This is a genomic window from Pseudomonas corni (assembly GCF_057128765.1).
In genome coordinates, this window is record NZ_JBSKHW010000018.1 from 1 (window position 1) to 18,618 (window position 18,618).

General features: G+C 59.2%; 15 protein-coding genes, 2 tRNA genes and 1 pseudogene. 11 read left to right on the forward strand and 7 right to left on the reverse strand.

Going from position 1 to position 18,618, the window contains the following annotated elements; all coding sequences use genetic code 11:
• From ACWKV9_RS23270 to ACWKV9_RS23285, 4 genes are all read right to left on the reverse strand, one after another.
• A partial coding sequence (locus ACWKV9_RS23270) for a hypothetical protein (protein WP_483838458.1) occupies positions 1-254 on the reverse strand: 254 nt, incomplete at its 3' end.
• A 30-nt stretch (positions 255-284) separates the two neighbouring features.
• Positions 285-731: a DcrB-related protein gene (locus ACWKV9_RS23275; RefSeq protein ID WP_483838459.1), complete on the reverse strand. Its 447-nt coding sequence runs from the start codon at positions 729-731 to the stop codon at positions 285-287.
• A 177-nt stretch (positions 732-908) separates the two neighbouring features.
• A complete protein-coding gene (locus ACWKV9_RS23280; protein ID WP_483838460.1) occupies positions 909-2,459 on the reverse strand; it encodes an MDR family MFS transporter in 1,551 nt (516 codons plus the stop codon).
• Entirely contained in the window at positions 2,449-3,504 is a 1,056-nt protein-coding gene (locus ACWKV9_RS23285; protein ID WP_483838461.1) for an HlyD family secretion protein, read from the reverse strand. Before ACWKV9_RS23285 ends, ACWKV9_RS23280 begins: the two co-directional genes overlap by 11 nt.
• 225 nt (positions 3,505-3,729) lie before the next feature.
• Between ACWKV9_RS23285 and gltX the strand changes: the two genes are divergently transcribed.
• The 6 genes from gltX to ACWKV9_RS23315 all read left to right on the forward strand — a co-directional run bounded on the left by gltX (position 3,730) and on the right by ACWKV9_RS23315 (position 7,907).
• The gene (gene gltX / locus ACWKV9_RS23290; protein WP_483838462.1) at positions 3,730-5,211 is read left to right on the forward strand and encodes a glutamate--tRNA ligase; all 1,482 of its coding nucleotides are present in this window, start codon (positions 3,730-3,732) and stop codon (positions 5,209-5,211) included.
• Between the two features lie 222 nt (positions 5,212-5,433).
• Positions 5,434-5,509, forward strand: a tRNA-Ala gene (locus tag ACWKV9_RS23295).
• A 54-nt stretch (positions 5,510-5,563) separates the two neighbouring features.
• Positions 5,564-5,639, forward strand: a tRNA-Glu gene (locus tag ACWKV9_RS23300).
• Positions 5,640-5,811: 172 nt separating this feature from the next.
• Entirely contained in the window at positions 5,812-6,351 is a 540-nt protein-coding gene (locus ACWKV9_RS23305; RefSeq protein WP_483838463.1) for a TetR/AcrR family transcriptional regulator, read from the forward strand.
• An 80-nt stretch (positions 6,352-6,431) separates the two neighbouring features.
• Positions 6,432-6,872: an acyl-CoA thioesterase gene (locus tag ACWKV9_RS23310; protein WP_483838464.1), complete on the forward strand. Its 441-nt coding sequence runs from the start codon at positions 6,432-6,434 to the stop codon at positions 6,870-6,872.
• Between the two features lie 75 nt (positions 6,873-6,947).
• Entirely contained in the window at positions 6,948-7,907 is a 960-nt protein-coding gene (locus ACWKV9_RS23315; protein ID WP_483838465.1) for a tRNA dihydrouridine synthase, read from the forward strand.
• Positions 7,908-7,919: 12 nt separating this feature from the next.
• Here ACWKV9_RS23315 and ACWKV9_RS23320 read toward each other — a convergent pair.
• Positions 7,920-10,403: pseudogene (locus tag ACWKV9_RS23320) on the reverse strand (sensor domain-containing protein); the annotation flags it as partial.
• Positions 10,404-10,484: 81 nt separating this feature from the next.
• Positions 10,485-11,369: a LysR family transcriptional regulator gene (locus ACWKV9_RS23325; protein WP_483838466.1), complete on the reverse strand. Its 885-nt coding sequence runs from the start codon at positions 11,367-11,369 to the stop codon at positions 10,485-10,487.
• A 157-nt stretch (positions 11,370-11,526) separates the two neighbouring features.
• On the opposite strand from ACWKV9_RS23325, the gene leuC reads away from it, so the two are divergent.
• The 4 genes from leuC (at position 11,527) to asd (ending at position 16,058) form a co-directional block, all read left to right on the forward strand.
• Positions 11,527-12,951 (forward strand): 3-isopropylmalate dehydratase large subunit, encoded by a 1,425-nt coding sequence (gene leuC, locus ACWKV9_RS23330; protein ID WP_483838467.1) that lies wholly within the window; start codon positions 11,527-11,529, stop codon positions 12,949-12,951.
• A gap of 10 nt (positions 12,952-12,961) precedes the next feature.
• Positions 12,962-13,600, forward strand: a complete 639-nt coding sequence (leuD, locus tag ACWKV9_RS23335) for a 3-isopropylmalate dehydratase small subunit (RefSeq protein ID WP_483838468.1) — start codon at positions 12,962-12,964, stop codon at positions 13,598-13,600.
• Between the two features lie 159 nt (positions 13,601-13,759).
• Positions 13,760-14,842, forward strand: coding sequence for a 3-isopropylmalate dehydrogenase (gene leuB, locus ACWKV9_RS23340; RefSeq protein ID WP_483838469.1), 1,083 nt, complete (start codon positions 13,760-13,762; stop codon positions 14,840-14,842).
• A 103-nt stretch (positions 14,843-14,945) separates the two neighbouring features.
• Positions 14,946-16,058: an aspartate-semialdehyde dehydrogenase gene (asd, locus tag ACWKV9_RS23345; RefSeq protein WP_483838470.1), complete on the forward strand. Its 1,113-nt coding sequence runs from the start codon at positions 14,946-14,948 to the stop codon at positions 16,056-16,058.
• A 69-nt stretch (positions 16,059-16,127) separates the two neighbouring features.
• Here the strand turns inward: asd and ACWKV9_RS23350 are convergent, their stop codons facing one another.
• Entirely contained in the window at positions 16,128-17,291 is a 1,164-nt protein-coding gene (locus tag ACWKV9_RS23350; protein ID WP_483838471.1) for an acyltransferase family protein, read from the reverse strand.
• A gap of 322 nt (positions 17,292-17,613) precedes the next feature.
• Between ACWKV9_RS23350 and ACWKV9_RS23355 the strand changes: the two genes are divergently transcribed.
• Positions 17,614-18,618 carry a 2-dehydro-3-deoxygalactonokinase gene (locus tag ACWKV9_RS23355; protein WP_483838472.1) on the forward strand — a complete coding sequence of 335 codons (1,005 nt, stop codon included), beginning with the start codon at positions 17,614-17,616 and terminating at the stop codon, positions 18,616-18,618.

Genomic DNA, 18,618 nt, shown 5'->3' on the forward strand with positions numbered 1-18,618 from the left:
CTGCTCAGCCCGGCATCCAGACCGGTTGCCCCCATGGCGACGCCCACCGCCACGCCCACCACGGCGCCAAGCACGCAAGCACCCAATCCGCCGGTTGCGACGGTCAAACCTGTGGCGGCCACCACGGCCGCCGTCGCCAGCGCACCAATGGCCACGAACGCTGCGACTTCGAGCACGCCGCCGAGGAGGTCGCCCATTAATGAGGTGTGGGAAAGGGCATCGCCCTGGCGAGCGGCCCAGTGAGCGTCAGACATCCGTGGCGCTCGCGCCAGGCATGGACCGTTTCACTGCACCGGCTCGAACTGCAGGGATGCTTTGATTTCGGCCCAATGCACCGCGTCGGCATCACCCAACGGCTCAGCCTTGACGTAACTCAACGCCAACATCTGCCGCGTGTTGGAGAGCAAGATGATCAGTTGGTACTGGAAAACCTTGTCTGCGCCTCTGATGAACTGGCTTTGCAATTCCAGCGCTTGCGTGCCGTGCTCCGAGCCAACGCAAGCGTCCTGCACCGGCTGGCATCGCAAGTCCTGAACCTGTCGTGCAAGGCGCTTGAGCTGTTCGTCGACGTTGTCGCGCAGGGTTTCGCCCTTGTTCAACCGGCTGCGAGTGACGATGAGCGAGGTCCCCGAATCGGCGAACTTGAGAATGTTGATGGACGCGTCTAATACGTCCGCATGGGGGAGGTTGAACCGGCACTCATTGAGTCGGTAGGAGAGGGCGTCTGACATTCCGTTGGGTTCGCGCTTGAGGAAAGCGGCGAAATGTAGAGAGCTAAATTGCCCTTGTCTGAGCACTGAAACACAAAAATGGAGCGCTACGAGGATTTCAGAATGGGACTACAGAGGGGCGGCTTCGAGTCCTACCCAAGCAAAGGAATTGCCGCGCCAAGACTTCCACAGCCTCGATTAATGCGCGGCGCCAGACTTGACCCCCGACGGCAAGGTTCGGGTCAAAAGTACCGCCAGCATGCTTACCCCCAACGCGATCCCCACGAAGTGAAACGCGTCGTTGTAGGCCATGATCGCGGCCTGCTGATGAGCGATCTCACTGAGTTTGCCCAGGGCCGCGGTTTCGTTGCCCAGTCGGTCGGTGAGCATTGCCATGCGTTCGGCGACCTGCGGGTTGCCGGGCACGATGGATTCACGCAAATAATCGAAATAGGTTTTGGTCCGCGCATCCAGCAGCGTTGCCAGCAACGCAATGCCGATGGCGCCGCCCAGATTGCGCAGGATGTTGAACAGGCTCGATGCCGAACCTGCGTCCTGGGGCTGAATGAAGGCAGTGGCAATCAATGAAATGGTCACCATGATCAGGGGCTGCCCCAGCGCGCGGATGATCTGGATTTGGTTGAACTGCGGCCCGGCGAAATCGGGATTCAGCACTCCCGAAGCAAAGCTGGAGAAGCCGAACAGCCCAAAGCCCAGCGTGCACAGCAACTTGGGCGAAATCACCTTCATCAGTTGCGGTACCAGCGGAATCAGAAACAGCTGCGGCACACCCATCCACATGATCACTTCGCCGATCTGCTGGGCGTTGTAACCCTGAATTTGCGCGAGATACAACGGCAGCAGGTAGATCGAACCATAGAGTCCGACCCCCATGCCGACGCTGGAAATACTCGACAAGCCGAAGTTGCGGTTACGCAGGATGCCGAGGTTGATCAACGGTTGTGGTTTGGACACCTGAATGATCACGAACAGCATCAGGCTGACCAGCGCGATGCTGCCCAGGCTGACGATCAGGTTCGATTCCAGCCAGTCTTTGCGGTGGCCTTCTTCAAGAAACACCTGAAGACAGCCAAGGCCGGTGCCAAGGGTGACGATCCCGGCGTAGTCGGTACTTTTAAGCAGTTCCCAGTGCGGCGCCTTCTTCTCCAGTCCGTACAGCAAGCCCGCAATCATCACCAATCCTGGTGGGATGTTGATGTAGAAAATGTATTCCCAGCCGAAGTTTTCCGTCAGCCATCCACCCAGTGTCGGGCCGATGGAGGGCGCAAATGTGGCGGTCATCGCGAACAGCGCCATACCTTTGGCGCGATGATGTTCGGGCAGTTTGATTAGCGTCAGGGTGAACGCCAGCGGGATCAATGCGCCGCCGGTAAAGCCCTGCATTGCGCGAAAGACGATCATGCTTTCCAGGCTCCAGGCCATGGAGCACAGCAGCGATGAAGCAAGAAATCCCAAAGACACCCAGACTGCGAGCCGACGCGCCGAGAGCAATTGCACCAGCCAGGCGGTGAGGGGAATCATGATGATTTCCGCCACCAGATAAGAGGTGGAAATCCACGAGCCCTCTTCGAGCGTGGCGGAGAGGGCGCCCTGAATGTCCTTGAGCGAAGAGTTGGTGATCTGGATGTCGAGCACCGCCATGAACGCGCCCAGCATCACGCTCATCACCGCGATCCAGTCGCGGCGTGTGGGTTCGCCAACCGGACGGATCAGCTCGTCACTGGCCACGGTTGTCGCTGCGGTCGGATTTGATGTTGACCGAAACCGTGACAGACATGCCCGGACGTATCTTGCCCTTGAGGGGGTTGTCCGAAGCAAACGTCAGTTTCACCGGAATCCGTTGTACGACTTTGGTGAAGTTGCCAGTGGCATTATCGGGTGGCAACAGGCTGAACTGCGCTCCAGACGCGGCGAACAGGCTGTCGATGCGGCCCTGGATCGGTGTATCCGGGAAGCTGTCGAACTTCAGTTCCGCTAGCTGGCCGATCTGCATGTGGCCGATCTGGGTTTCCTTGAAGTTAGCCTGCACCCAGATGGCTTCATCGGGCACGATCGACAACATATAAGCCCCGGCCTGCACGTACTGACCGTTGCGTGCGGCCCGTTGCCCGATCAGTCCGCTGAGAGGCGAGTGGATCTCAGTGCGCTGCACATTGATCTGCGCCTGAGCCAGATCAGCGCGCGCCGTGGCGATCTGCGCGTCCAGCCGTTTGAGCTCTGCCGACAAGGCATTGACCTGCTGACGTTGTCCCTGCGCATCGGCTTGGGCTTTGGTGACTTGAGAACGGGCAATATGGTTGTCAGCCGTCATGGTCGTCACCTGCGCCTCGGAGACGAACCCCGGTTTACGCAAAGCCTGCAGGCGCGACAAGTCCAGCTGAGTACGCCCCAGCGTCGCCTGGTTGGCCTGCACCTGGGCGTCACTTGAGGCGATAAGGCTCGATTGCTGAGTCAGCTTGCTCTGTGCCTGCAAGCGCTCGGCTTCGCGGGTTGCCAGGGTGGCCTCGGCGCGGTCAACCGCCAGGCGGAAGTCGTCAGGTTCCAGCCGGACCAACAGCTGGCCTTTTTCTACGTGCTGGTTGTCCTGCACCAATACTTCGTTGACCCGCGCGCCGAGCTGGCTGGAGATTCGGGTAATTTCGCCCTGCACGTAGGCGTTGTCAGTGCTCTCGTAGAAGCGACCCTTGAAGTACCACTGGGCGAAGAAAGCGAGGGCGATCAGAACGACCACCACAACGAAAATCAACAGACGGCGTTTGAGTTGGGCAGGCATGGTCTTTCTGGATTATTGGAATGTAAGCGAATTTAGCGTGTTTCATGTCTGGCACCTAGCCAGCGCCGGGGTAATGACTAGGGCTGATACGCCGGTATTCAGCACCAACGCGCGCCGACTGGCGACCTGCGCCGGATTTACCGGTGTGCGTGATGCCCGGCGCTGGAGCCGCAACCTCTGCGCCTGTTAAGATTCGCGGCTTGTTCGACCTATTCGGAATTCTCCATGACCACCGTTCGCACCCGCATCGCGCCATCGCCCACCGGCGACCCCCACGTTGGCACGGCTTACATCGCACTCTTTAACTATTGCTTTGCCAAGCAACACGGCGGTGAATTCATCCTGCGCATCGAAGACACCGATCAGTTGCGCTCGACCCGCGAGTCTGAACAACAGATCTTCGACGCGCTGCGCTGGCTGGGCATCGAGTGGAGCGAAGGTCCGGACGTTGGCGGCCCCCATGGCCCGTATCGGCAGAGCGAACGGGGCGATATCTACAAGCAATACACCCAACAACTGGTTGACGCCGGTCATGCATTCCCGTGCTTCTGCACCAGTGAAGAGCTCGACCAGATGCGCGCCGAGCAGACGGCCCGTGGCGAAACCCCGCGTTACGATGGTCGAGCGCTGTTGCTTTCCAAGGAAGAAGTCGCGAGCCGTCTGGCCTCTGGCGAACCTCATGTGATCCGCATGAAGGTGCCGAGTGAAGGCGTCTGCGTGGTGCCGGACATGCTGCGAGGTGAAGTGGAAATCCCGTGGGACCGCATGGATATGCAGGTCCTGATGAAGACCGACGGCTTGCCGACGTACTTCCTGGCCAACGTCGTCGATGACCACCTGATGGGCATCACCCACGTGCTGCGCGGCGAAGAGTGGCTGCCATCGGCACCGAAACTGATCCTGCTCTACGAGTACTTCGGCTGGGAAAAACCGACGCTGTGCTACATGCCGCTGCTGCGTAACCCGGACAAGAGCAAGCTTTCCAAGCGCAAGAACCCGACTTCGGTCACGTTCTACGAGCGCATGGGCTTCATGCCTGAAGCGATGCTCAACTACTTGGGACGTATGGGCTGGTCGATGCCGGACGAGCGCGAGAAGTTTTCGCTGGAAGAAATGGTCGAGCACTTCGATCTGAGCCGTGTCTCGTTGGGCGGGCCGATTTTCGACATCGAGAAGCTGTCTTGGCTCAATGGTCAGTGGTTGCGGGAATTGCCGGTCGATGAGTTCGCCAGCCGCTTGCAGAAGTGGGCGTTCAACAGCGATTACATGATGAAGATCGCCCCGCATGTGCAAGGCCGCGTCGAAACCTTCAGCCAGGTCGTGCCGCTGGGCGGGTTTTTCTTTGCCGGTGGCGTCACGCCGGACCTGAAGTTGTTCGAGCATAAAAAGCTCTCGCCGGATCAGGTGCGCCAAGTGATTCAGCTAATCCTGTGGAAGCTTGAATCTTTGCGTCAGTGGGAAAAAGACCGGATCACCGGCTGCATTCAGGCCGTTGTGGAACACCTTGAACTCAAACTGCGCGACGCCATGCCGCTGATGTTTGCCGCGATCACCGGACAAGCCAACTCGGTGTCGGTGACCGATGCGATGGAAATCCTCGGGCCGGACCTGACGCGATTCCGTTTGCGTCAGGCGCTGGATCATCTTGGCGGCGTGTCGAAAAAAGAAAACAAAGAGTGGGAAAAGCTGCTGGGCGCCATTGCCTGAGTGGATGCCGGCGCTTGCGCTCTTCGGTAACCGAGAGCGCAGCGCAAGACTGGCCGTCGCCGTTGCGGGGGAGGGTGGTAAGTGATTGTTATCCCGGAAAATTCTTTTGCAGGTTGTTTAAAAAGAATTTGACAGCTCCCTGGGTCGCACTTAATATGCGCCCCGTCCACACGGCAACACAGAAGCGCGACGGTAACGAAGTGCGTTCTGACAGCCAAATGTGGGGCTTTAGCTCAGCTGGGAGAGCGCCTGCATGGCATGCAGGAGGTCAGCGGTTCGATCCCGCTAAGCTCCACCAATTTTTGCCAGGGTTCGTCATGTTGTAATCGACGAATCTGCTCGAAGGTTTTGCGTCCCCTTCGTCTAGTGGCCTAGGACACCGCCCTTTCACGGCGGTAACAGGGGTTCGAGTCCCCTAGGGGACGCCACGATTTCTCGCTCTGCGAGACCAAGGGTCATTCGATTATTGAATGGCCCTTTTGTTTTTCTGCGCTCTGTCATTTCCCGCCTATCCACCTTCAATCCGTTCTTGAACCTGTCGCAGCACTTGTCATCCCACATGATGCAGATAATATTATCTCCATCATTCTGGAGGCGCTCATGAACGACAGAAAATCCCAGACCCGTGAACGTATTCTCGCCGCCGCCGGTACCGCCTTGATCACTCGGGGGCCTATCGAGCCCAGTGTCAGCGACATCATGGGCGCAGCAGGTTTGACTGTCGGTGGCTTCTACGCCCATTTTGAAAGCAAAGACGCCTTGATGCTTGAAGCGTTCAGCGCCTTGCTTGCCCAGCGCAGAGCAATGGTGGCGAGCATTGATGATCAATTACCAGGCGATGAGCGTCGTGCGCTGCTTGCGGCTTTTTACTTGTCGCGCAAACACAGGGACGCCAGTGATCACGCGTGCCCCTTGCCGTCGACTGTTGGAGAAATGTCCCGGCTACCGGACAGCTTTCGAGAGGCATTGGGCGAGCATGTGGAATTGATGGTCGCGCAATTGGCCGCCAGTCCCGAAGAGGCCGACAAGGTGCTGGCAGACATAGCGTTGATGGTCGGCGGTCTGGCCCTTGCACGCGCGCTCGGGCCAGGAGACCTGTCGGATCGAGTGCTGCGTGCTGCTAAATCCGCGGTGCTTTGACTGGTCTGATATCCGGGTTTACCGGCCAGCGCTTTTCGTTACACTGCCTGCCACGAAACTTCGAGAGAGCAGGTGCGAGCATGGTCTGGGATCTGGCAACGCCATTCGTCATCGACTTGAGCGTCACCGCAGACGACATTGACGGCCTGGGCCATGCCAATAACGCTGTGTACGTGACCTGGCTTGAGCGCTGCGCCTGGCGCCATTCGCAGCAGTTGGGGCTGGACCTGACCGAATACCGCCGGCTTGATCGGGCCATGGCGGTGGTCAGGCATGAGATCGACTACCTCGCCAGCGCCTACCAGGAAGATGAGTTGCAACTGGCGACCTGGATCGTCGACTGGGACCAGCGACTAAAAATGACCCGCCGTTTTCAACTCAAGCGCCCCAGCGATGGCGTCACGCTATTGCGCGCCCAGACCACGTTTGTCTGCATCGAGCTGTCCAGTGGCAAACCCAAGCGCATGCCTGCCGAGTTCATCGAAGGCTACGCCCCGGCGCTGATGACTATCAAATCCTGACGCCCGGCGCATGAACGGCGTTCCCCTCAACGCCGTAGCGCCTTAAACTGCCGGACTTTTTTTCGAGTGTGACCCATGCAAATTGCCTTGGCGCCCATGGAAGGCCTGGTCGACGATATCCTGCGCGACGTCCTGACTCAGGTCGGCGGCATTGACTGGTGCGTGACCGAATTCATCCGGGTGACCGAGCGTTTGCTGCCGGCTCACTATTTTCACAAATTCGCTTCTGAGCTGCTGACCGACGCCAAGACTCGCGCCGGTGTGCCGTTGCGTGTGCAACTGTTGGGCTCCGACCCCGTGTGCCTGGCAGAAAACGCAGCGTTTGCCGCCGAACTGGGCGCGCCGGTGATTGACCTGAATTTCGGGTGTCCGGCCAAAACCGTTAATCGCTCCCGAGGCGGGGCAGTGCTGCTCAAAGAGCCCGATCTGCTTCACGACATCATCAGTCAGGTTCGTCGCGCGGTTCCGGCACACATTCCGGTCACGGCCAAAATGCGCCTGGGCTTTGAAAACACCGATCCGGCGCTGGATTGCGCCAGGGCTCTTGAAGCTGGCGGCGCCGAGCACATCGTTGTGCATGCCCGGACCAAGGTCGACGGCTACAAGCCACCGGCGCACTGGGAATGGATCGGCAAGATTCAGGACGTGGTGAAGATCCCGATCATCGCAAACGGCGAAATCTGGACGGTCGACGACTGGCGCCGCTGCAAGGAAATCTGTGGCGCGAGGGACATCATGATCGGGCGCGGTCTTGTGGCCCGTCCGGATCTGGCCCGACAAATCGCCGCTGCCGAGGCGGGCAGGGAGGTAGTGGCGATGACTTGGGCGGAGTTGCAGCCGCTCCTGCGCGAGTTCTGGCAGCAGGCCATGGACAAGATGACGCGGATTCAAGCGCCGGGCCGTCTCAAGCAATGGGTCGTGCTGTTGACCAAAAGCTATCCGCAGGCAGTGGTGCTGTTCGACGCATTGCGCCGCGAGACTGACTGCGAGCGTATCAGTCAGATGCTGGGCGCCCAGCGACAGGAAGTCGCGTAGCACCTTTGGCCCTTAATCCTGGCGTTGCAGCAACGCCTCGAACCCCTCCAGAGTCAGTGGCTGGCTGAACAGATAGCCCTGATACAGATGGCAGTCGAGTTCAGCCAGAAACGCCAATTGCTCTGGCTTCTCGACCCCTTCGGCAATGATCTTCAGGTTCAGGCTGCGCGCCATGGCCACAATGGCGCGGATGATTTCGGCGTCGTTGGGATCGGTTGTCGCGTCGCGAATGAATGACTGATCGATCTTCAGCGCATCTACCGGCAGGCGCTTGAGGTAGGTCAGCGACGAGTAACCGGTGCCGAAATCATCCATCGCGAAGCTGACGCCCAGTTGTTTCAGGCGCCGCATCTTGGCGATGGTGTCATCAAGATTCTGGATGACGATGCCTTCGGTGATCTCCAGTTTCAGCAAGGCTGACGGCACGTCATGGGCGCGCAAGCAGTCTTCGACCCGATTAAAAAAATCCGTCTGCCGAAATTGCCGAGGGCTGATATTGACGCACAGGCTGAAGTCATTGCTGGCAATCAGGCCCCTGCGCAGTAAATCCCCGGCAGCGCGGCAGGCGTCATCCAGAATCCAATTGCCCACTTCGACGATCAGCCCGCTTTCTTCCAGTACCGGGATGAACTGCGCCGGGGGAATTGTCCCTGCGGACGGATGCTGCCAGCGTAACAGCGCCTCGGCCCCGATGATGCAGTTACCCCGTGCGTCCACTTGCGGCTGGTAATGCAGGCGGAATTCACCACGGGCCAGCGCCAGACGCAGATCGTTTTCCATCTGCAGGCGGTCACTCGCGGCCTTTTGCATGGTCGCGTGGTACAGCTGAGTGGCGTTTCGCCCCGAATCCTTGGCGCGATACAACGCAATATCGGCGCGTTTGAGCAGATCGGCTGGCGTGGAGCCGTCGTCTGGAATCAGTGCCACGCCGATACTCGGGGTTACCTGCAACCGTTGCCCATCAAGGAACATCGGTTCGGCCAGCAATTCGCGCAGGGTATTGGCGAGTACCTGAACATGGTCGGCCACTTCGCTGCGTGATCCTTCAAGCCCGCTGATCAGCACCACGAACTCGTCACCGCCCAGCCGCGCGACGGTGTCTTCCATGCGAACACTGGCTTCCAGCCGCGCAGTGACGATTTTCAAGACGCTGTCACCCACCGGGTGGCCCAGCGAGTCGTTGATGTGCTTGAAGTGGTCGAGATCGAGAAACAACAGCGCCCCGCGAAGGTTGTGGCGTTTAAGCAAGGCAATCTGCTGACTCAGGCGGTCCATCAGCAATGCGCGATTAGGCAGGTTGGTCAGCGGGTCGTGATACGCCAAGTGTTGAATCTGTGCCTGGGCGTTTTTCAGTTCGCCAATATCCCGGGCGGTGAGCAGCAGGCAGGCAACGTCATTGATAATGATCGGGTCGATGGACACTTCAACAGTGAGGATTTCGCCGTTTTTGTTGCGCCCCAGCAACTCGCGATGGCGCACACGGCCCTTTTCCGCCAGCTCTTCAATCAAGCGGTCGCGTTGCGTGGCGTCCGCCATGATGCCGAATTCTTGAGTGGTACTGCCAAGCACTTCCTCGCTGGTGTAGCCGGTCAGGCGGCAAAAGCCGTCGTTGACCTCGATATAGCGGCCGCTCGCTTGCTCCGTGATGATGATTGCGTCGGGGCTGTGATGAAACGCTTTGGCGAACTTCTCTTCACTGGCCTTGAGCGCAGCCTCGGCGCGCCGCTCCTGGGTGATATCGCGCAGCGTGGTGACTACGCAGGTCCTGCCCTCCATCAGAATCGGTCGGCTTGCGGTCAGGCAGGTGAGCGCGTGGCCAGCCTTGTTGCGCAGCAGTACCTCGTAGTTATCGACGCCCTGATGCTCGATGATTTGCCGGTTGCGCCGCGGACGTTCCCGGGGATGCACCCAAAAGCCGATGTCGTCGACGTTCAGGCCGATGATTTCATCTGCGTGCCAGCCGAATATCTGGGTAAAGGCTGGGTTAACTTCGATGAACTCACTGGTTTCCAGATGGGTTACGCACACCGGATCAGGGCTTGCGTGGAACAGCCCGACAAACTTTTGCTCGGAACTGCTCAGGCGCTTCTCCCTCTCCACCTGCTCGGAAATGTCCAGCAGGGTGCCAGCCATCCGTATAGGTTGATTGTGGGAGTCGCGGTATAGGCGGGCGCGACATTCGAGGTAGCGCGAAGTGTTGTCCGCCAATTGAATGCGGTAGGTGAAGTGATAACGGTTGTCGCTGCCCTCGCACAAGGTACGAAAGCTCTGGCGCATGGGCTCGCGTTCCTCTTCGAGCACGTTGCTGAAGAAAACCTCGAACGGTCCGTGAAAGGCCGCGCCGGGCTCAATGCCCTGTAACTGCGTCGCGCGCGCCGACCCGTACAGCATGCCGCTGGGAATGTGCCAGTCCCAGGTGCCCATCTGCGCCGAGTCCAGTGCCAGGTCCAACCGCTCTTGGCTTTCCTTGAGTGCAAGCTCGGCGCGCATTTGCTCATTTAGGGCGGTAAGCGGATTGTCTGCAGTGATTGGCATGCGTTCACGAGCCCTGTGAGTAAAACCGGTAATTCCATCCGTTCACAACGGTCGGCTGTCGACCTGCCCATCAAGCAATGCCATAAAGGCCCGAGCGGCGTTCGACAGCGTGCGTTCGGTGTGGACAATGTAGCCTAGCTGGCGATTTAGCTGAATGCCCGGCAGCGGAATCCGCGCCACTTGCTCATCGAGCATGGTTCGCGGCAATACGCTCCAGGCCAGCCCGATGGAGACCATCATCTTGATCGTCTCCATATAGTTGGTGCTCATCGCGATGTTGGGCTTGATCCCTTGCGCTTCGCACAACCTGCTGACGATGTGATGGGTGAAGGTGTTGGAGCCTGGAAAAACTGCCGGATAGGCCGCGACATCGGCCAGGGTCACTTCGCCGCTGTTGACGAGCGGGTGCTCGGGCGCGGCGACGAAATCCAATGGGTCATCCCAGACCGGCACTGCCTTGACCAGCCCATGGGGCTGCGGCGCGAGAGTAATAACAGCCAGTTCGGCGCGGCCGTGGAGTATTTCTTCGTAGGCCACTTCCGAATCCAGGAACTGAATATCCAGCGCGACCTCGGGATAAAGTCGGGTGAACGCTCGTAACAAAGGCGGCAGACGGTGCAGGCCAATGTGATGACTGGTCGCCAGAGTCAGGCGCCCGCTGACTTCGCCGGTCAGGTTGGTCAGGGCGCGGCGGGTATCATCCAGCACGTTGAGGATCTGGTAGGCCCTGGGCAGCAAGGCCCGGCCAGCCTCGGTCAAACCGACTTCCCGGCCCAGGCGATCGAACAATCTGACCTTCAATTGCTGCTCAAGCCCGGCAATGCGTTTGCTCACCGCAGGCTGGGTTAGAAACAAGCGCTCGGCAGCAGCCGAGAAACTTCCGGTTTCGGCGATGGCAATAAAAGCGTTGAGGTTGGCCAGGTCCATTTTCGGATTCCAGTTGGTTATGCAAAGCATAAAAAATATGAATTTGAGTTATTTAAGCATATTCCTTAGGATCTCCCTCACAAGCCAAGGGTTATTGTTTAGCGATGCGTTCAGCAACGACCGCGGCATAGAAACAAGCTGATGAGGAAAACGTCTGATGGCCGGCAAAACGCTCTACGACAAGCTCTGGGATTCGCATTTGGTCAAGCAGCGCGACGACGGTTCGGCGCTGCTTTATATCGATCGTCACATCATCCATGAAGTGACCTCCCCGCAAGCCTTTGAAGGCTTGCGTCTGGCAGGGCGCAAGCCTTGGCGCATCGATGCCAACATCGCGACCGCAGACCACAACGTACCCACCACGCCTGAGCGCAAGGGCGGCGTAGAAGCGATTGTCGATCTGGTTTCGCGCTTGCAGGTCAAAACTCTTGACGATAACTGCGACGAGTACGGCATTACCGAATTCAAGATGAACGACGTGCGTCAGGGCATCGTTCACGTTATTGGCCCGGAGCAGGGCGCTACGTTGCCGGGCATGACCGTCGTCTGCGGCGACTCTCACACCTCGACTCACGGCGCGTTCGGTGCGCTGGCTCACGGCATCGGCACCTCTGAGGTCGAGCATGTGCTCGCCACGCAGTGCCTGGTCGCCAAGAAAATGAAAAACATGCTGGTGCGCGTCGAAGGCAAATTGCCGTTTGGCGTGACCGCGAAAGACATCGTGCTGGCGATCATCGGCAAGATAGGTACGGCGGGTGGCAACGGCCACGCTATCGAATTCGCGGGTAGCGCGATTCGTGATCTGTCGGTCGAAGGGCGCATGACCATCTGCAACATGTCCATCGAAGGCGGCGCCCGGGTAGGTCTGGTTGCTACCGACGAGAAAACCATTGCCTACGTCAAAGGCCGTCCGTTCGCGCCAAAAGGCGAGCAGTGGGACATGGCGGTAGAGAACTGGAAAGATCTGGTGTCCGACGATGACGCGGTGTTCGATACCGTGGTTGAGCTCGACGCTACCCAGATCAAACCGCAAGTGAGCTGGGGCACGTCCCCGGAAATGGTCCTGGCTGTCGATCAGAATGTGCCCGATCCTGCGCAGGAAGCCGACTTGGTCAAGCGCGGCTCCATCGAGCGCGCGCTGAAGTACATGGGCCTCAAGGCAAATCAGGCGATCACCGATATTCAGCTGGACCGTGTGTTCATTGGCTCCTGCACCAACTCGCGAATCGAAGATTTGCGCGCTGCGGCAGACATCGCCAAGGGCCGCAAAGTGGCTTCGACTATCAAGCAGGCCATCGTGGTGCCGGGCTCGGGTTTGGTGAAGCAGCAAGCAGAAGATGAGGGCCTGGACAAGATCTTCATCGAAGCCGGTTTTGAATGGCGCGAACCGGGCTGTTCGATGTGCCTGGCGATGAACCCGGACCGCCTGGAAAGTGGCGAGCATTGCGCGTCCACGTCCAACCGTAACTTCGAAGGCCGTCAGGGCGCCGGTGGCCGTACGCATCTGGTGAGCCCGGCGATGGCCGCAGCGGCTGCGGTCAATGGTCGTTTCGTCGACGTTCGCAGCATGACCCAGGCATAAGGAGCCCAGCATGAAAGCCTTTACTCAACACACCGGCATGGTGGCTCCTCTGGACCGCGCCAACGTCGACACCGATCAAATCATTCCCAAGCAGTTTTTGAAGTCGATCAAGCGCACCGGCTTTGGTCCCAACCTGTTCGATGAATGGCGTTATCTGGATGTGGGGCAGCCGTATCAGGACAACTCCAAGCGCCCGCTGAACCCTGATTTCGTGCTCAACAACGCCCGCTATCAAGGCGCCAGCGTGCTGCTGGCTCGTGAAAACTTCGGTTGCGGCTCAAGCCGTGAGCACGCGCCCTGGGCGCTGGAAGAGTATGGTTTCCGGGCAATCATCGCCCCGAGCTATGCCGATATCTTTTTTAACAACAGCTTCAAGAACGGCCTGCTGCCGATCATTCTCGACGAAGCTGATGTGGACGCGCTGTTCAAACAGGTCGAAGCCACGCCGGGCTATCAGCTGAACGTGGACCTGGCGTCGCAAACCGTGACCCGTCCCGATGGCAAGGTTTTAAGCTTCGAGATCGACGCGTTTCGCAAGCATTGCCTGTTGAACGGCTTGGACGACATCGGCCTGACGCTGATCGATGGCGATTCGATTGCGACGTTTGAAGCCAAGCATCGCGCCTCGCAGCCGTGGTTGTTCAGATAACGGGGATGCACTGAACAGCGTTCTGTAGGAGCCAACTTGTTGGCGAGGCGGGAGGGGTGGCATGTCAGATCCTTCGTCTCGCGAATAAATTCGCTCCTACAGATCAAGCATTTATCGGCGCTCTTGTAGCGCCGATGCACTTATTGAAACGAGGACATTATGAGCAAGCAGATTCTGATTCTCCCAGGCGACGGCATTGGTCCGGAAATCATGGCCGAAGCGGTCAAGGTGCTGGAGCTGGCCAATGACAAGTACGCACTGGATTTCGAGCTGACCCACGACGTGATCGGCGGCGCGGCCATCGACAAGCATGGCGTGCCGTTGGCCGATGAGACGCTGGATCGTGCCCGCCAATCTGACGCCGTCCTGCTGGGCGCTGTCGGCGGACCGAAGTGGGACGCCATCGAGCGTGACATCCGTCCGGAGCGCGGCCTGCTGAAGATCCGCTCGCAACTGGGCCTGTTCGCCAATCTGCGCCCGGCGATTCTCTATCCGCAACTGGCTGACGCTTCGAGCCTGAAACCGGAAATCGTGGCCGGTCTGGACATCCTGATCGTGCGTGAACTGACCGGCGGCATCTATTTCGGCTCGCCACGGGGCACCCGCGAGCTGGAGAATGGTGAGCGTCAGGCATACGACACGCTTCCTTACAGCGAAAGCGAAATCCGCCGTATCGCCCGCGTTGGCTTCGACATGGCCCGTGTGCGTGGCAAAAAACTCTGTTCGGTGGACAAAGCCAACGTGCTGGCCTCAAGCCAACTGTGGCGTGAAGTGGTCGTCGAACTGGCCAAGGATTATCCGGATGTCGAACTGAGCCACATGTACGTCGACAATGCCGCTATGCAACTGGTGCGTGCGCCCAAGCAGTTCGATGTGATGGTCACCGACAACATGTTCGGCGACATCCTGTCCGACGAAGCGTCGATGCTAACCGGTTCCATCGGCATGCTGCCGTCGGCGTCGCTGGACTCGAACAACAAGGGCATGTACGAGCCTTGCCACGGTTCGGCGCCGGACATCGCAGGCAAAGGCGTGGCCAACCCGTTGGCGACCATTTTGTCGGTGTCGATGATGTTGCGTTACAGCTTCAATCAGCACACCGCAGCCGATGCCATCGAAAAGGCCGTCAGCCTGGTGCTGGATCAGGGTTTACGCACCGGTGACATCTGGTCGCAAGGCAATGCCAAGGTCGGTACGCAGGAAATGGGTGATGCCGTAGTCGCCGCGCTGCGCAATCTGTAATATCCCGGGCCCACTACCACGAGTTCGAGTCGAGGCGGCGGAACACAAGCGCATTTCGATTCGCTCCGTAAGGGGCCCCACTTTTAGTTAAGGTGTAGTTGCGATGAAACGTGTAGGTCTGGTCGGTTGGCGCGGTATGGTTGGTTCCGTGCTCATGCAGCGGATGCTGGAAGAGCAGGATTTCGATCTGATCGAGCCGGTTTTTTTCACCACCTCTAACGTCGGTGGGCAAGGTCCATCGGTGGGCAAGGACATTGCGCCGCTCAAAGATGCATACAGCATCGACGATCTCAAGACTCTCGACGTAGTGCTGACCTGTCAGGGCGGCGACTACACCAGCGAGGTATTCCCCAAGCTGCGTGAAGCGGGCTGGAAGGGTTACTGGATCGACGCGGCCTCGTCACTGCGCATGCAGGACGACGCTGTGATCGTGCTGGACCCGGTGAACCGCAAGGTCATCGACCAGCAACTGGACGCGGGCACCAAGAACTACATCGGTGGCAACTGCACCGTCAGCCTGATGCTGATGGGGCTGGGCGGCCTGTTCGAAGCCGGTCTGATCGAGTGGATGAACGTCATGACTTATCAGGCGGCCTCCGGGGCCGGCGCGCAGAACATGCGTGAGCTGATCAAGCAGATGGGCGCGATCAACGCATCGGTGGCCGACGAGCTTGCCAACCCGGCGAGCGCGATTCTGGACATCGACCGCAAAGTGGCCGAAGCCATGCGCAGCGAAGGTTTCCCGACCGAGAACTTCGGCGTACCGCTGGCCGGCAGCCTGATCCCGTGGATTGACAAGGAACTGCCTAACGGCCAGAGCCGCGAAGAGTGGAAAGGCCAGGCTGAGACCAACAAGATCCTCGGTCGCTTCAAGAGCGCGATCCCGGTCGACGGCATCTGCGTGCGCATCGGCGCCATGCGCTGCCACAGTCAGGCGCTGACCATCAAGCTCAACAAAGACGTACCGATTGCCGACATCGAAGGCATCATCAGCCAGCACAACCCGTGGGTGAAGCTGGTGCCGAACAACCGTGAAGCCAGCATTCAGGAATTGAGCCCGACTTCGGTCACCGGCACCCTGAACATCCCGGTCGGTCGTCTGCGCAAGCTGAACATGGGCTCGCAATATCTCGGCGCGTTCACCGTGGGCGATCAGTTGCTGTGGGGCGCCGCCGAACCACTGCGTCGCATGCTGCGGATCTTGCTGGAGCGTTGATTCAACGCCCTGCGCCAGAAACAAAAAAACCGCCTCAAGGGGCGGTTTTTTTGTGCGTTTGAAAAGTAGTCAGACAGAACGGCTGATATCCGGAGCCTGGCGCCGGTCGGCCAATCTACCGGCCTTCCAGCGCTTGCCAAAATCAATGCCCCACAGCTCCACATAGCGATGGGTAAACATCGACACCACGACCACCGCCACCATCACGAAGACCAGCATCAGGTTGTCATTGACTGCCGTTCCCGTGCTCACGTAGCGCATCACCGTGCCAGCCGTTTCACCGGGCAGGTCGGCGAACAACGTGACGCCAGTGCCTTTGGCGATGATCTGCAGCGCGGTGCCCGTCACGAAGATCACGGCAGCGTGGGTCATGTAGATCGAGAACCACAATTTACCGACGCCGGCGAATACCTTGAGCCGCAGCAGTTCGGAGACGATTCCGGCTTCGTAAGCAAAAATCAGGATGGCCACGCAGGACAGGATCGCCACGTTGAGCGCCTGTGGTTTTTCGCCTTCGGTGATAACGAAGTAAAGCGCGCCGAGAACAGCCACTTCCAGCAGGCTCGCCAGAGTGCGCCCGGGCATTAAGTCATGCAGCCGTGCATACAAGCGATAGGTCATCGCGCCGCCGAAGAAAGCCGCTGCGCCCCACAGCACGTTCGGCGTGAGCAGCGGGCTTTGATTGAACAACCCCGCGCAGGCCACCAGCGCCAGCACAGCCACCGTGACGCGAGCCAGGCTGGGCACTGCAAATACGATCAACGCAAACAGCAGCGCAAGGTAGTACTGCACGCTGACAATCCACGCTGGATAGTTGAACGACAGCGCGTTGAAGCCCGACCACCAGGATTGAATCAACAGCAGGTTGGGCAGGATTTCCTGAGGCGCGCGGTCGCCACTGAACGCCGGGCCGTTGAGCAGCAGGCCCTTGCGTTCAAGGATAAGCTTGGCGCATTCGAAACCAATGAACACCAGCAGCATCAACACGTGCAGCGGGTAAACCTTGCACGTCTGAGTGATGGCGAAATCGCGCAATTGGCGAGGGGTGTTCAGGTGGTTCATGTACTGGCGATAGAGCAGAAAGCCGGTAATGGCAAAGAACAGTTCGACCAGATAGCTGGCATTTTTGAACAGCGCAAGCTCAGAGAAGCTGCGTTCGATGTGGGTGTGGTGAGCAATCAGCGCCAATGCGCACAGCGCGCGCAAACTGTCGAATACGGGAAATCGCTTCATCTTACGGGTCCTTTTGCAGATGGAGTCCAGCCGATTGCACAGCACGACGACTCGGGACGAGTGGTGACTCATCACAAGCAGCAGGAATACGGAGGGGTGAGGAATGCAGCGGGGTAGTTACCACCTTCCGCGCTGAAGGCGGATGGAGATGTGTGGCAGGCGCAGTATGCCGCAGGCTCATCTGAAGCGGTGTATTCATCTGACGATCTGCAGTATTGGCGATATCCCATAATATGAGACGCAAAGTTATATATTGAGATTTACCGGTAATCGGGTTTATAGTCGCCACGCACTCACTCAAAAAAACAAATCAGGTGAAGCGATGCAGGCGCAATTGATCGCGCTCGATTGGGGGACGACCTCCCTTCGTGCTTATCGACTCGGCGAACACGGCCGGGTATTGGAACAACGCGCATTGAGCGCGGGCATCATGCAGTTGCCCACCGCGCCCCGCGAAATCGCAGGTCAGATGTGCAGCGACGGCTTTGAGCTGGCGTTCGATCAGGCGTGCGGCGACTGGCTCGACGCACAGCCAGACCTTCCAGTCATCGCCTGCGGCATGGTCGGCAGCGCTCAGGGTTGGCGCGAGGCGGTGTACCGCGAAACGCCCGCCAGTGTCGCGGCGCTCAGCTCGGCACTGGTCACAGTGCGCAGCATGCGTGGCGTAGACGTACACATCATCCCCGGCGTGCTTCAGCGCTCGGCCTTGCCCAATGTGATGCGCGGCGAAGAAACCCAGGTACTTGGCATCCTCAGTTCGCTGGGCAGTCAAGCCGCCAACACCCCTCTGCTGATCGGCCTGCCGGGCAGTCACTCCAAATGGGTGAGGGCGGTCGATGGCTGCATCGTCCATTTCGACACTTTCATGACCGGCGAGGTCTACGCCGCGCTATCGGCCCATACCATCCTTGGACGCACCATGCAGCGCAGCGAGGTCTTCGACCAGGCAGCGTTCGACCGGGGCGTGGCGGTGGCGTTGTCGCCCAACGGCGCTGCCGGGCCGCTCTCGACCATCTTCAGCTGCCGCACCCTGGGCCTGACCGGCGAACTGTCCGGCAGCGCGCAGCCTGATTATCTGTCCGGCGTATTGATCGGCCACGAACTGGTGGCCCTTCGCTCGATGTTGCAAGCCTCGGGCGAGCCCTTACCTGCAGTCATCCTGATCGGCAGCGACCAGTTGCTGACGCGGTATCACCGCGCGCTGCAAGCCTGTGGCTTTGCGCAAGTGACCCAGGCTCAACAAGCCACCGAACACGGTCTGTGGCAAGTCGCGGTTCAAGCCGGCTTGCTGGCCCCCCTTCAACAGCCTCATCACGTAGAGAACTGA